We start from the raw sequence: 13,602 nt of genomic DNA on the forward strand, positions 1-13,602 counted from the left end.
ACCGGGTCTATTCCCACAAGGACCGGGTCCGCCTGCAGCTGATCCTGCGCGGCAAGCGCGTGGGTCTGTCGCTGTCGGAAATCCGCGAACTGCTCGACCTCTATGACGAGAACGACGAAGGCGCGGCCCAGATGGCCCGGTCGCTGAAGAAGTTCCGCGAACGCGCCTCGGCGCTGGAGCAGCAGCGCGACGACATCGACGGCGCCCTGCTGGAGCTGCGCGAAGCCTGCGCCCGCCTCGAGCGACGCCTGACCGAGATCCGCCCCGACCTGCTGCCCCGCGCCGCCGATTATGACCAGATGCTGCGCGCGCGCCTCGATGGTCATGCCGAAGCCGCACTGGGCAAGTAAGACTTCCCTTTCCGCTACCTCCTCTTCCAGGACCTTCCATGACCTATCAGGCGCCCGTCCGCGATCACGTCTTCATCCTGCGCGACATGCTGAACATCGATCAGCACGGCCATCTGCCGGCCTTCGCCGACGCCTCCTTCGACGTGGTCGAACAGATCCTGGAGGCCGCCGCCCAGTTCACCGGCGAGGTCCTGGCCCCGCTCAACACGGTCGGCGACAAGCATGGCTGCGTGCTCGACGCCGCGACCAACACCGTCACCACCCCGCCGGGCTTCAAGGAAGCCTACAAGCAGCTTTGCGAAGGCGGCTGGACCGGCCTGGGCTCGGATCCCGCCTATGGCGGCCAGGGCCTGCCGCACGTCGTCAATCTGGCTTTCAGCGAGATGTCGAGCTCGGCCAACATGGCCTTCTCGATGTATCCGGGCCTGGCCCACGGGGCCTATTCGGCCATCCACACCGGCGGCGCCGACGACCAGAAAGAGCTCTACCTGCCCAAGATGGTGACCGGCGAATGGACCGGGACCATGAACCTGACCGAGCCGCATTGTGGAACGGACCTGGGCCTGCTGCGCACCAAGGCGGTTCCCGAGGCTGACGGCACGTACAGGATCAGCGGCCAGAAGATCTGGATCAGCGCCGGCGAACACGACATGTCGGGCAACATCATCCACCTGGTCCTGGCCCGCATCGAGGGCGCGCCGGCCGGGGTGAAGGGCATCTCGCTGTTCATCGTCCCCAAGTTCCTGCCCAACGCCGACGGCAGCGCCGGCGCCCGCAACGAGGGCGTCAAGTGCGTGGGCCTGGAAGAGAAGATGGGCATCCACGGCAACGCCACCTGCGTCATGCAGTACGAGGACGCCAAGGGCTGGCTGATCGGCGGCGAGAACGCCGGCCTGAAGATCATGTTCGTGATGATGAACGAGGCCCGCCTGGGCGTCGGCATGCAGGGCGTGGCCCAGGGCGAGGCCGCCTATCAGGCCGCCGTCGCCTTCGCCAAGGACCGCCTGCAGGGCCGCTCGCTGACCGGCCCCAAGAACGCCGAAGGCCCGGCCGACCCGATCATCGTCCACCCCGACGTCCGCCGCATGCTGCTGGAGAGCAAGGCCCTGATCGAGGGCGGTCGCGCCTTCCTGTTCTGGACCGCCCTGCACGGCGACCTGGCCCACGCCCACCCCGACGAGAAGGTCCGCGAAAAGGCCGAGGACTATATGGGCCTGATGACGCCGGTGCTGAAAGGCTACCTGACCGACAAGGGCTTCAAGGTCTGTTCCGACGCGGTGCAGGTGCATGGCGGCAGCGGCTTCACCGAGCACTTCCCGGTCAGCCAGTTCATGCGCGATTGCCGCATCGCCCTGATCTATGAAGGCACCAACGGCATCCAGGCCCTCGATCTGGTCGGCCGCAAGCTGGCCTCCAAGGGCGGCCGCGCGGTGATGACCTTCTTCCAGGAAATCGACCAGTTCATCGGCGAGAACGACGGCGACGCCGGCCTCAAGCCCTTCATCACCGCCCTGGCCGAGGTCAAGGCGCAGATGCAGGACGGCACCATGTGGCTGATGCAGAACGGCCTGCAGAACCCCGACAACGCCGGCGCGGCCTCGACCGACTACATGCACCTCTTCGGCCTGACGGGCCTGGCCTATATGTGGGCCCTGCAGGTCAAGGCCGCCCAAGCCAAGATCGCGGCCGGCTCGTCCGATCCGTTCTATTCGACCAAGGTCGTCACGGCGCAATATTTCATCGAACGCATCTTGCCTGACGCAGGGGCGCATCTGACCAAGCTCAAGACCGGTTCGGCGACCCTGATGGCGCTGCCCGCGGAGGCTTTCTGATCATGAGCGTGCTCAACGTCGCAAAACCGGCTTTCATGGCCGAGGAAGACATCGCGATCTTCGAAGACGCGGTGGGCAAGTTCTTTGACGAGCACGCCCCCGAGGCGACCGTCGCCAAGTGGCGCAAGAACCATTGCGTCGACCGCGACATGTGGACCAAGGCCGGCAAGGCGGGCCTGCTGGGCCTGTCCATGCCCGAGGAATTCGGCGGGGCCGGCGGCGACTATCGCCACGAGGTCGTGCTGATGGAGCAGCTGGGCCTGAAGGGCGTCGACGGCTTCGGCATCAGCCTGCACAACGCCATCATCGCCCCCTACATCCTCGAATACGGCACCCAGGCGCAAAAGCAGCGCTGGCTGCCCAAGCTGTGCACCGGCGAGCTGGTCGGGGCCATCGCCATGACCGAACCCGGCGCGGGCTCGGACCTGCAGGGCATCACCACGACCGCCAAGAAGGTCGGCGACCAGTATGTGCTGAACGGCTCCAAGACCTTCATCACCAATGGCCAGACCGCCAACCTGATCATCGTGGTGGCCAAGACCGATCCGGCGGCCGGGGCGCGCGGCACCAGCCTGCTGATCGTCGAGACCGACGGGGCCGAAGGCTTCGAGCGCGGCCGCAACCTCGACAAGCTGGGCCAGGAAGCCCAGGACACCTCCGAGCTGTTCTTCAACGACGTCAAGATCCCGGCCGAGAACCTGCTGGGCGAGGACGAGGGCCGCGGCTTCTTCCAGCTGATGGGCCAACTGCCGCAGGAACGCCTGAACATCGGCGTCCAGGGCATGGCGACCATCGAGCGGGCGCTCGAGCTGACCATCGCCTATGTCAAGGAGCGCAAGGCCTTCGGCAAGGCGATCCTCGACTTCCAGAACACCCAGTTCGTGCTGGCCGAATGCAAGACCGAGGCGACCGTGGCCCGGGTGTTCATCAACCACTGCATCGAGCAGCACCTGGCCGGCAAGCTCGACGCCGCCACCGCCTCGATGGCCAAGTACTGGGTCAGCGACCTGGAGGGCAAGATCGTCGACCGCTGCCTGCAGCTGTTCGGCGGCTACGGCTTCATGAACGAGTACCCGATCGCCCGGATGTACAAGGACAGCCGCATCCAGCGCATCTATGGCGGCACCAACGAGATCATGAAGATCCTGATCGCGAGGACCCTGTAGTGGTCGGGCTGATCCTGCTGGCCCAGGCCGCCGTCGCCGCGCCCGACGCGCGGGCGGCGGTGGTCTGCGTGCGCGCGGATCCCGGCCGCCGGCCGCTGGAGTTCACCGGCAAGCTGGTCGGCAAGCGGCCGATGCCCGGCGAGTTCACCCTGCCGCTGAAGCCCGGCGCCGACGTCTGCAACAACCTGCTGCGCTCCAAGATCGCCACCTGGAGCCTGCGGGTGACCACCTCGGGCTTCACCCCCTGCGAACTGCCCGCGCCGGAGTTCGGCTATCGCGCCACCTACAGCGCCCGGGCCTCGGCCCGCGGCATGGCCTGCAAGCTGATCGCCAAGAGTCCGATCGGGACGTGGAAGTAATGTCGCTCCACACCGCCACCATCGACTGGAGCCTGGAGGCCGGCGCGGATTTCGCCCGCGGGCGCTACAGCCGCGCCCATCGGCTGAGCTTCGACGGCGGCGTGACAGCCCTGGCCTCGGCCTCGCCGTCGGTGGTGCCCCTGCCCTGGTCCGATCCGGCCGGCGTCGATCCCGAAGAGCTGTTCGTGGCGGCCCTGTCGTCCTGCCACATGCTGACCTTTCTGGACCTGGCCCGCCGGGCCGGTTTCCTGATCAGCCGCTACACCGACCAGGCCGAAGGCCTGATGACCAAGAACGATCAGGGCGCCCACTGGGTCAGCACGGTCACCCTGCGGCCCGACATCGTCTTCGACGGCGCCGCGCCGGACGACGCCGCGCTCGAGGCCCTGCACGACGCGGCCCACCACGCCTGTTTCATCGCCAATTCGGTCCGCACGGCTGTGCGGGTCGAGGCGGCGCTTACCCCTCAACCTGTTTAGACGTCCCAAGAAGGAGCCATCCCATGGCCGACGCTTACATCTTCGACGCCGTGCGCACCCCGCGCGGCAAGGGCAAGAAAGACGGATCCCTGCACGAGATCACGTCCCTGTCCCTGGCCACCCAGGTGCTGGAAGCCCTGCGTGACCGCAACAACCTCGACACCCGCCACGTCGATGACGTGATCCTGGGCTGCGTCTCGCCGGTCGGCGAGCAGGGCAGCGACATCGCCCGCACCGCCGTCCTGACCGCCGACTACGCCGAAAGCGTCGCCGGCGTGCAGGTCAACCGCTTCTGCGCCTCGGGCCTGGAAGCCGTGAACATGGCCGCCGCCAAGGTGGCGTCCGGCGAGGCCCACATGGCCATCGGCGGCGGCGTCGAGAGCATGAGCCGCGTGCCCATGGGCAGCGACGGCGGCGCCTGGCCGACCGATCCGTCCAGCGCCTTCAAGACCTATTTCACCCCGCAAGGCGTCAGCGCCGACCTGATCGCCACCCTGTACGGCTTCTCGCGCGACGACGTCGACGCCTATGCCGTCGAGAGCCAGCGCCGCGCCGCCGCCGCCTGGGCCGATGGCCGTTTCAGCCGCTCGGTGATCCCGGTCCGCGACCAGCTGGGCCTGACCATCCTGGCCCATGACGAGACCGTGCGCGGCTCGACCACCATGCAGACCCTGGCCTCGCTGAACCCGTCGTTCACCGGCATGGGCGAGATGGCCTTCGACGCCGTCGCCCAGCAGCGCTACCCGCAGGTCGAGAAGATCAATCACGTTCACCATGCCGGCAACAGCTCGGGCATCGTCGACGGCGCCGCCGGCGTGCTGATCGGCAGCAAGGAAATGGGCGAGGCCCTGGGCCTGAAGCCGCGCGGCCGCATCAAGGGCGCCGCCTCGATCGGCAGCGAGCCGTCGATCATGCTGACCGGCCCGTCGCTGGTCACCGAAAAGCTGCTCAAGCGCCTGGGCATGGAGGTCAAGGACATCGACCTCTATGAGCTGAACGAAGCCTTCGCCGCCGTCGTCCTGCGGATGATGCAGGCGCTCGACATCCCGCACGACAAGATGAACGTCAATGGCGGCTCGATCGCCATGGGCCACCCGCTGGGCGCCACCGGCGCGATGCTGGTCAGCACCATGCTCGACGAACTGGAGCGCTCCAACAAGGAGACCGCCCTGCTCACCCTGTGCGTCGGCGCCGGCATGGGCACCGCCACGGTCATCGAACGCGTCTAACTCAACCCGCTGCTCCCCCGCTGGGGGAGCTGTCGCGGAGCGACTGAGGGGGCCGGCACGGCGAGCGCCGCGTTAGCCCCCTCCACCGCTTCGCGGTCCCCCTCCCCCTAGGGGGGAGGAGCTAGAGGAACGAACGAACATGGAAAACTTCAAGATCGAGGTCGACGGCGACGGGATCGCCCTGGTCACCTTCGACGTGCCCGGCCGGACGATGAACACCCTGACCGCTTCGGTGATCAAGGAAATCGGCGACGTCGTCGAGCGCATCAAGACTGACGCCGACATCAAGGGCGCGGTCATCACCTCGGGCAAGACGACCGGCTTCTGCGCCGGCGCTGACCTGGGCGAACTGGGCGGCGGCGGCGGTGTCGGCGGCGGCGCGACCGGCGAAGAGGGCCTGAAGGCCGCCTTCGAGGCGGGCTTCGCGCTCAACAAGGCGTTCCGCGCCCTGGAAACCTGCGGCAAGCCGGTGGCCGCCGCCATCAACGGCCTGGCCATGGGCGGCGGGCTGGAAATCACCCTGGCCTGCCACTATCGCGTCGTGGCCGACAATCCGAAGATCCAGCTGTCCCTGCCGGAAGCCAAGGTCGGCCTGCTGCCCGGCGCCGGCGGCACCCAGCGCCTGCCGCGCCTGATGGGGGTGATGAACGCCGCCTCCTACCTGCTGGAAGGCAAGTCGATGAAGCCGGCCGAGGCCCTGGCCGCCAAGGTCGTGCACGAGGTCGTCCCCGCCGATCAGGTGGTGGAAGCCGCCAAGACCTGGATCAAGACCAAGGGCGACCCGGTCGCCCCCTGGGACAAGAAGGACTTCAAGCTGCCCGGCGGCGGTCCCTACAGCCCCGGCGGCAGCCAGGTGTTCGTGATGGGCAACGCCATGTTGCGCAAGACGACCTATGGCAACTATCCGGCCCAGCTGAACATCATGAAGGCGGTCTATGAAGGCACGCAGGTGCCGTTCGACGCCGCCCTGCGGATCGAGACCCGCTACTTCCTCAAGACCATGATGACGCCCCAGGCCAAGGGCATGATCCGCACCCTGTTCCTCTCCCTCCAGGAGCTGGGCAAGGGTTCGGGCCGTCCCGCCGGCGTGCCGCACTACGACGTCAAGAAGGTCGCCGTGCTCGGCGCCGGCATGATGGGCGCGGGCATCGCCTATGTGCAGGCCATGGCCGGCATCGAGAGCGTGCTGATCGACCAAACGCAAGAAGCCGCCGACAAGGGCAAGGGTTACGCCGAAGCCCTGGTGAAGAAGGCCGTCTCGCGCGGCAAGATGACCCCGGAAAAGGGCGAGGCCATCCTGGCCCTGATCACCCCGACCACCGACTACGCCCTGGTCAAGGGGTCCGACCTGGTCGTCGAAGCCGTGTTCGAGAACCGCGAAGTCAAGGCCGACGTGACCAAGAAGGCCGAGGCCCAGCTGGCCGACACCGCCATCTTCGGCTCCAACACCTCGACCCTGCCGATCACCGGCCTGTCCAAGGCCTCGGTGCGTCCCGAGAGCTTTATCGGCATCCACTTCTTCTCGCCGGTCGACAAGATGGGCCTGGTCGAGATCATCATGGGCGAGGCGACCTCTCAGGAAGCCCTGGCCAAGTCGATCGACTACGTCCTGAAGATCAAGAAGACCCCGATCGTCGTCAATGACAGCCGCGGCTTCTACACCTCGCGTTGCTTCGGCACCTTCGTGCAGGAAGGCCTGGAGATGATGGCCGAGGGCATCGCCCCGGCGATCATCGACAATGTCGGCCGCGCCACCGGCATGCCGCGTGGTCCCCTGGAGATGAACGACGACGTCGCGCTCGACCTTTCCTACAAGATCGGCGAGCAGACCAAGAAGGACCTCGGCGACAAGTACGAGGAACGTCCGTTCGCGCCGGTCCTCGAGAAGATGGTCGTCGAGATGGGCCGCCTGGGCCGCAAGAACGGCAAGGGCTTCTATGACTATCCGGAAAGCGGCGCCAAGCGCATCTGGCCGGGCCTGGCCGAGCTGATGCCGGTCACCACCAAGGACGCCGACGCGGCCCTGATCGAGGAGATCCGCACGCGGCTGCTCTATCGCCAGGCCGTGGAAGCCGCCCGCTGCTTCGAGGAAGGCGTCATCGTCGATCCGCGCGAAGCCGATGTCGGCGCGATCCTCGGCTGGGGCTTCGCGCCCTGGACCGGCGGTCCGATCAGCCTGATCGACGGCGTCGGCCTCAAGGCCTTCGTCGAGCGCTGCGACGCCCTGGCCCAGAAGTACGGCAAGCGCTTCGCGCCGCCGGCCCTGCTGCGCGAAATGGCCGAGAAGGGCGAAACCTTCTACAGCCGCTTCGGCGTCAAGACCAAGGCGGCCGCCTGATCCAGGCTTCCGCTGACAGATGAGAGGGCCCGGCGGCGACGCCGGGCCCTTTTCATTTCAGCCCGGTGATGTTGCGGCCATGCTTGCGCCGCACGTCCCGCCTATCCGTAGCGCTCGTTTTGGACGGGCGAGACAGACACCGATGCCGGCGGCGCTCGCCCTGACCCTCGATCGCCCGGCGCCCCGACGACGGCGCAAACGCGGGGGTCCGTGGATCCTGCTGGGCTCGCTGGCCGCGCATCTGCTGGTGTTGGCCGGACTGGTCAGCGGCGTTCGCGAGACCTCGCAACGGATAGACCCGCCGGCCCTGGACGTCGAACTGCAGCGCCCCGCGACGCCACAGGATCGGCTCACCCCGACCAAGCCGGCACAACACCCCGCCGCCGCGGTCGCCGCCCAGCCCCCGCAGATCACGGCCCCGGTGATCGCCTCCGCCCCGGCAGCGCCCGCCGCCCCGACCCAGGCGGTCGCGCCGCCCGGCTTCACGGCACGGGCGCTGACGCGCCGCCCGGCTTCACGGCACGGGCGCTGACCGGCGGCGGCGACGCCCTGCGCCAGGCGGCCCGCGCCGGCGTCGGCTGCCGCAACGCCGACCTGCTGGCCCTGACCAGGGCCGAGCGCGCGGTCTGTGATGAAAAGCTGGGCGAGAAGTACAAGCACGGCCCGGCGATGTACGCGGTGATCGATCCGGCCAAGAAGGCCGCCTTCGACGGGGCCTGCAAGCGCGACGATGACTGGTGCCTGTACCGGACCGGCGAGGGCCCCTATCCGGGACTCTTCGCCTTGGGCCGAAAAAAGAAGAACGTCGATTGGTGAGGATCGTGAAAAGGGCGTGGCGCGCGGCGAGCGCGAGGCTTAGCATCGCCTCATGCGCACCTCCATGACCGGCGACGAACGGATCCTTCTGGATCGCTATATCGAGAGCGTCCTGCTGCGCTTCAGCGACGGCAAGTACAGTCTGGCCGAGGCCACCGCGGAACTGGCCATGGCCTTCACCCAAGTCGCCCAGGCCGAGCCTGACGCTCTGGGCCACATGCGGGGCATTGTTGAAGCGGGCGACGACGCCTGAGCCATCCTCACTGAAAAAGGGCCCGCCTCGCGGCGGGACCCTTCATCAGATCGTGACGGCGGAGCTTACCAGCTCTTGGACACGGTCAAGTGGACGCGACGTTCGGCCTCGAGGCCGGCGGTCTGGCGCTGAGCCTCTTCGATCAGGTTCTGACCGCTGACCGCCACCGTGAAGCCCTGCTCGAACTGGCGGGCCACGCGCCCGCCGAGCGAAGCATAGCCGTCGATCGGCACCAGGGTCGAGGTGGTGCTGTAGCCGGCAAAGCCACCGACAAAGCGCACATAGCCGTCAGCCGACCATGCGTCGTTTTCCCAACCCAGGGCGACATTGCCGCGATAGGCCGGCGTCGTTTCCGCAAAGGCGGTGCCGCGACCCACGGCCGAATAGCCGGCCAGCGTCTGGTCTTCGACGTCGGTCCAGGTGTAGTCGGCGCTCCAGTGATAGCCGCCCTCGATCGTGCCCGAGGCAGCGAGCTCGACGCCCGTCATCTCTGACTCGCCGATATTGCGATAGCTGATGATCGGCAGCGTGGTCGCGGTCGGGGCGATATCGAGCTGGGTCGACGAGAGCTGACCCTTCACGTCCTCGGTCTTCTGGACGAACACCGAAGCGCCGATCTTGGCGTTCAGGGCCGGCAGGGCGCGGTCATAGCCGAGCTCAAAATTGGTGACGATCGAAGGCTTCAGGGCCGGGTTGCCGCTGGCGCCGATGGTGAACGGGCCGACAGCCAGTTTCAGCTGCACGGCGCCGAGGTCGACCAGGGTCGGCCGAACGCCAGGTCGCTCGGACGATAGACCAGGCCCAGATTATAGCTGGTTTCCTTGATCGAGCGGTCCCAGAGGGCGTTGTTGGCCATCGGGAAGGCGACCGGGAAGACGCCGGTGCGCTCGAGATCCAGCTTGTCATAGCGGACGGCGGCCGTGGTCGACAGCTTGTCGCTGATCGCCCAGGTCCACATGCCCGAGACGGCGAGCACGTCATAGGCGATCTGGGCGCCGCCGATCGGCGCGGTATTGACCTCGTTGTGGCGATACTCGCCACCGACGCGGAAGGTGTGCTGGGCCCCCAGCTTGAACAGGTTCTGGGCGCTGACCACGGTGATTTCGTTGTCGAACTTGGCCAACTGACCGGCGACCATGTGCTTGGCTGCCAGCATGTTGCGATAGGCCGACAGTTCAAGCGTGCCGAACTTGGTTTCGGACGCCACGGCGGCCTTGACCGAGCTGGTCACATATTTGGTCGGCGAATAGGTGTTGTTGGACAGCATCTCGCTGATCTGGACGTTCGACCACGAGCCTTCGACGCGCAGTTCGGTCTTGTCGGTCAGCTGGGTAAGGGTGTCGAGATTGGCCGAAACCCGGGCCGGGTCGGTCAGCAGGTTGCTGACGACGCCGACGGTGTTCTTCCACTCGTCCATCTGAACGGCGCCGGCCGACAGGCGGGCCGAGAACTTGTCGCCCAGCTTGAAGGTCTTGACGGCCGAAATCTCTTCATGGCCGCCCATGCCCGCGCGAACGGTGACCGAGCCGACATTGTCGTACTTCGGGTTGAAGGTGATGATGTTGACCACGCCGCCGACGGCGTTGAATCCGAACAGGGCGCTGTTGGGACCCTTGACCACCTCGATCTGGCGGATTTCTTCCAGCTGGACCGGCAGGGTCGCCCAGGCGGTATAGCCATAGTGGTCAAGATAGACCTGACGGCCATTGATCAGGACCAGCAGGCGGGGCGACATCGACCGGTCATAGCCGCGCACGCTGATATCCGCGGCGGCGCCGCCGGCGTTGAGCACGTCCAGGCCCGAGACGCGGCTGAGCAGGGTCGGCAGGTCGGTGGCCCCCGAACGCTTGATGTCGGCGGCGGAGATGATTTCCATCGCGACCGGCGCTTCGGTCGAGCGCTGGGGGGAGCCGGTGGCGCTGGTGGTCACGGGCTCGTTGAACAGCTGCTCCATGGCGCCATAGTCGATCGACTGGGCCGAAGCGGTGGTGGCCGAAGCCAGGATGATCAGGCCGACCGAAGCGCCGGCGAAGAGAGTCGTTTTCATGGGTTTGTCTCTTTAAATCGCTGGGGTCAGACTTCGCGGATCATCATGCGGAAGGCGGCCTTGAAGACCGCGCCGACCGCGGCGGCCGCCGAGCGGCTGACCACGATTTCCACCTTGGGATCGGCCGAGACGCTCATCACGCAAGCGCCGCTGGTGACGCAGGACATGTCCGAACCGATGGTGATGATCTTCTTGCCCTTGGCGGCGGCGCCGACCGGGCCGGCATTGACGCCGGTCGTCACATAGAGAGCGGCCACGCCAGAGACGCCGCCGACATCGCCGGCCTCGACCGCCTTGCCGACCAGGGTCAGGGCACCCGTGCTCATGCCGCCGCCGAGGGCGGCCATGACGGCGTTCTTTTCGGCCACCGAGGCCGGCTTGGATGGATCGAACACCACGCCCAGCGTGGCTTTTCCGGTCGGACCGTTCTCGAGGAAGGTCAGGGCGCGACCCGCGACCTGCAGGTCCTTGGCGGCGTCGGCATGGGCGGCGAGCGGCGCCGCGAACAGGGCCAGGGCGCAGATCGCGACGGCCCCTGACTTGGTCTTTTTCAGCATTGCGGTTTATCCCCTGCCCGAGGCTTGTGCCGGGCTGTCTGATCGGGAAAAGCGCAGACAGCAGTGAACAGAGCGTAACCCATGTTCGCATAACGCTGATATTTTATCCGACAGTGGAACAATTTCACAAGTAGAGATAATGCTATTTAACAACTTTTACGATATGATAATTGTCTAAAGTCCTCACTATCCTTGGGTCATGTACAAATCTTGGAATAGATGGACTTATAATTGTACTATTTTGTCTCATAGATTTGGCCTTTTAAAGAAATCCCATTTTCTCTGAGAGTTTTCGAGAAGAATATCGGCTGAATAGATGCGTCATTTTGCGACCGAAAAGGGTGAGTTCGGACATTTTGTCGCACCGAAGCGCCAGCCCTGAAAACCGTCCCTGGGCCCGTCGCGCCCCAGCCGGCGTGGGCGATGATCAGGTCGGGGGTGAACCCCTTGACCTTGAGGCGCACGGCGGCGCGGCCCGCCACCTGGCCGCGGTGAAGATCCGCCTCAACCCAGGTCGCGAGATGCAGGATCCCCGGCCCGCGTCCGCGCTCAAACTTCCAGCGCTCGACGACCGTGGGCGGACCCTGTCGAGGCCGGCGACGGCGCCTGACCGCCCTCAAAGAAAAAGGGCCCCGCCTTGCGGCGGGGCCCTTCGCTCTGCGGTGCTAGTCTAGGCTTACCAGCTCTTGCTGACGCCCAGCATCACGCGACGCTCGGCTTCCAGACCGCTTTTTCCCTTGGCCTGCGACTGGCGTTCGGTCATCAGGTTCTGGCCGTTCAGCGACACTTCGGCGCCCGGCGCGAACGCATAGGCGACGCGAGCGGCGACGGTGGTGAAGCCCTTGACCGGTTCCAGCAGGTTGCCGTTGTAGGAGTTGAACTTGCTCACGAAGTGAGCGTAGCCGTCCAGGCTCCACTTGTCGTTCGCCCAGCCCGCGGCGAGGTTGCTGCGATACTTGGGCGAGGAGGCCTCGAAGTTCACCTTGCGCAGAATGATCGAGGACGCCGTCGTGAATGGCGCGTCCTCGACGTTCGTATAGGTCGTGTCAGCGTTCCAGTGGAAGCCGCCAGCCAGGCGGCCAGCTCGACGCCGTTCATCTCGGAGTCGGAGACGTTCTTGTAGGTGAAGGTGGTCCAGGTCGTCGCCGTCGGCGCGAAGTCGACCGCCCCGGTGCTGAACTGGCCCTTCACGCTTTCGGTCTTCTGGGTGAACAGTTTGATGCTGGCCTTGGCGTTCAGCGACGGCAGGGCGTGGTCAAAGGTCAGCTGGTAGTTGCTGACGATGGCCGGCTCCAGCAGCGGGTTGCCCGTGATCAGCACGCCGGTCGGCGCGGGCGTGGCCGGCGGGATCAGCAGGCCGCCCAGTTCCAGCAGGGTCGGAGCCTGAACGCCGCGGGCATAGGTGGCGCGTAGGGTGTCCCTGTCCGAAACCTTGTAGACCGCGCCGAGATTGACGCTGGTCTCGCTGATGTCACGATCCCAGAGGCTGTTATTGGCCTGCGGCGTGCCAACGGGGAAGGTCCCAGTGCGCTTGAGGCTCAGCTTGTCGAGGCGGACCGCGGCGGTCACCGACAGCTTGGGGCTCGCGACCCAGTTCCACATCGCCGAGGGGGCCAGCACGGTGTAGCTGATCTTCCCGCCAGCATAGCCAGCGGTGTCCAGCTGGTTGTCGCGGTATTCCAGGCCGACGCGCACGGTGTGAGCCGCGCCGATCTTGAACAGGTCTTCCAGGCTGTAGACGGTGATGTCGTTCAGGTAGCGGCGGCCGGGCGTCAGACCGTCCAGGCCGTTGTGATAGGCTTGGGCCTGAATCAGCCCGACCTTGGTGTCCGCGTTCAGGGTGGCCTTGAGCGAGTCGGTCTTGATGCGGTGGACGGCGTAGGCGAAGGTCGAGATCACCTGGGTGCTCGAGCCGTTCGACATCGATCCTTCGACCCGCAGGGTGGTCTTGTCGTTCAACTGGGCCACGGCGTCGATATTGGCGCGGGCCGTCGACGGATTGTGGGTCTGTGCGGCCAGGACGGCGCCGACGCCGGAGGTCGTGTTCTTCCACTCATCGGCGTGGTCGACGCCGCCCGAGATCCGGAACGACAGGCGTTCGCCCAGGCGGACGGTCTTGACGGCCGAAACGCTGGTGCTCGAGCCCGTGCCGGCCCGCAGTTCGATGACGTTGGTG

General features: G+C 66.4%; 16 protein-coding genes. 10 read left to right on the plus strand and 6 right to left on the minus strand.

Annotated features, from left to right (window positions below; translation table 11 throughout):
- The 10 genes from CSW58_RS01685 to CSW58_RS01725 form a co-directional block, all read left to right on the plus strand.
- On the plus strand, positions 1–350 hold a 350-nt coding region (locus CSW58_RS01685), incomplete at its 5' end, for a MerR family DNA-binding protein (protein ID WP_099446057.1).
- A gap of 38 nt (positions 351–388) precedes the next feature.
- Positions 389–2,182 carry an acyl-CoA dehydrogenase C-terminal domain-containing protein gene (locus tag CSW58_RS01690; RefSeq protein ID WP_099446058.1) on the plus strand — a complete coding sequence of 598 codons (1,794 nt, stop codon included), beginning with the start codon at positions 389–391 and terminating at the stop codon, positions 2,180–2,182.
- Positions 2,183–2,184: 2 nt separating this feature from the next.
- Positions 2,185–3,348, plus strand: coding sequence for an acyl-CoA dehydrogenase family protein (locus tag CSW58_RS01695; protein ID WP_099446059.1), 1,164 nt, complete (start codon positions 2,185–2,187; stop codon positions 3,346–3,348).
- A complete protein-coding gene (locus CSW58_RS01700; RefSeq protein ID WP_099446060.1) occupies positions 3,348–3,707 on the plus strand; it encodes a hypothetical protein in 360 nt (119 codons plus the stop codon). The genes CSW58_RS01695 and CSW58_RS01700 overlap by 1 nt, the downstream gene beginning before the upstream one ends.
- Positions 3,707–4,186: an OsmC family protein gene (locus tag CSW58_RS01705; protein WP_099446061.1), complete on the plus strand. Its 480-nt coding sequence runs from the start codon at positions 3,707–3,709 to the stop codon at positions 4,184–4,186. The genes CSW58_RS01700 and CSW58_RS01705 overlap by 1 nt, the downstream gene beginning before the upstream one ends.
- A 23-nt stretch (positions 4,187–4,209) precedes the next feature.
- Entirely contained in the window at positions 4,210–5,415 is a 1,206-nt protein-coding gene (locus tag CSW58_RS01710) for an acetyl-CoA C-acetyltransferase (RefSeq protein ID WP_099446062.1), read from the plus strand.
- A gap of 139 nt (positions 5,416–5,554) precedes the next feature.
- Positions 5,555–7,753 carry a 3-hydroxyacyl-CoA dehydrogenase NAD-binding domain-containing protein gene (locus CSW58_RS01715; RefSeq protein ID WP_099446063.1) on the plus strand — a complete coding sequence of 733 codons (2,199 nt, stop codon included), beginning with the start codon at positions 5,555–5,557 and terminating at the stop codon, positions 7,751–7,753.
- A gap of 142 nt (positions 7,754–7,895) precedes the next feature.
- On the plus strand, positions 7,896–8,285 hold the full coding sequence (locus CSW58_RS14630) for a hypothetical protein (RefSeq protein WP_236627589.1): 390 nt from the start codon (positions 7,896–7,898) through the stop codon (positions 8,283–8,285).
- 137 nt (positions 8,286–8,422) lie between these two features.
- Positions 8,423–8,569 carry a hypothetical protein gene (locus CSW58_RS14635; protein WP_236627590.1) on the plus strand — a complete coding sequence of 49 codons (147 nt, stop codon included), beginning with the start codon at positions 8,423–8,425 and terminating at the stop codon, positions 8,567–8,569.
- A gap of 52 nt (positions 8,570–8,621) precedes the next feature.
- Positions 8,622–8,822 (plus strand): hypothetical protein, encoded by a 201-nt coding sequence (locus CSW58_RS01725; RefSeq protein WP_099446064.1) that lies wholly within the window; start codon positions 8,622–8,624, stop codon positions 8,820–8,822.
- A 65-nt stretch (positions 8,823–8,887) separates the two neighbouring features.
- Here the strand turns inward: CSW58_RS01725 and CSW58_RS15575 are convergent, their stop codons facing one another.
- The 6 genes from CSW58_RS15575 to CSW58_RS01755 all read right to left on the minus strand — a co-directional run.
- Positions 8,888–9,565 carry a TonB-dependent receptor gene (locus CSW58_RS15575; RefSeq protein ID WP_161494540.1) on the minus strand — a complete coding sequence of 226 codons (678 nt, stop codon included), beginning with the start codon at positions 9,563–9,565 and terminating at the stop codon, positions 8,888–8,890.
- Positions 9,556–10,869, minus strand: coding sequence for a TonB-dependent siderophore receptor (locus tag CSW58_RS15580; protein WP_099446066.1), 1,314 nt, complete (start codon positions 10,867–10,869; stop codon positions 9,556–9,558). The genes CSW58_RS15575 and CSW58_RS15580 overlap by 10 nt, the downstream gene beginning before the upstream one ends.
- Before the next feature lie 26 nt (positions 10,870–10,895).
- Positions 10,896–11,426, minus strand: a complete 531-nt coding sequence (locus CSW58_RS01740; RefSeq protein ID WP_099446067.1) for a hypothetical protein — start codon at positions 11,424–11,426, stop codon at positions 10,896–10,898.
- 236 nt (positions 11,427–11,662) lie between these two features.
- Complete coding sequence (locus CSW58_RS15985; protein ID WP_099446068.1) at positions 11,663–12,046, minus strand: hypothetical protein; 384 nt, start codon at positions 12,044–12,046, stop codon at positions 11,663–11,665.
- Between the two features lie 56 nt (positions 12,047–12,102).
- Positions 12,103–12,408, minus strand: coding sequence for a TonB-dependent receptor (locus CSW58_RS01750; protein ID WP_099446069.1), 306 nt, complete (start codon positions 12,406–12,408; stop codon positions 12,103–12,105).
- A partial coding sequence (locus CSW58_RS01755; protein WP_143755044.1) for a TonB-dependent siderophore receptor occupies positions 12,405–13,602 on the minus strand: 1,198 nt, incomplete at its 5' end. The genes CSW58_RS01755 and CSW58_RS01750, both read right to left, overlap by 4 nt.

Source organism: Caulobacter sp. B11, from assembly GCF_002737765.1.
In the GTDB taxonomy this organism is placed as follows: Bacteria; Pseudomonadota; Alphaproteobacteria; order Caulobacterales; family Caulobacteraceae; genus Caulobacter.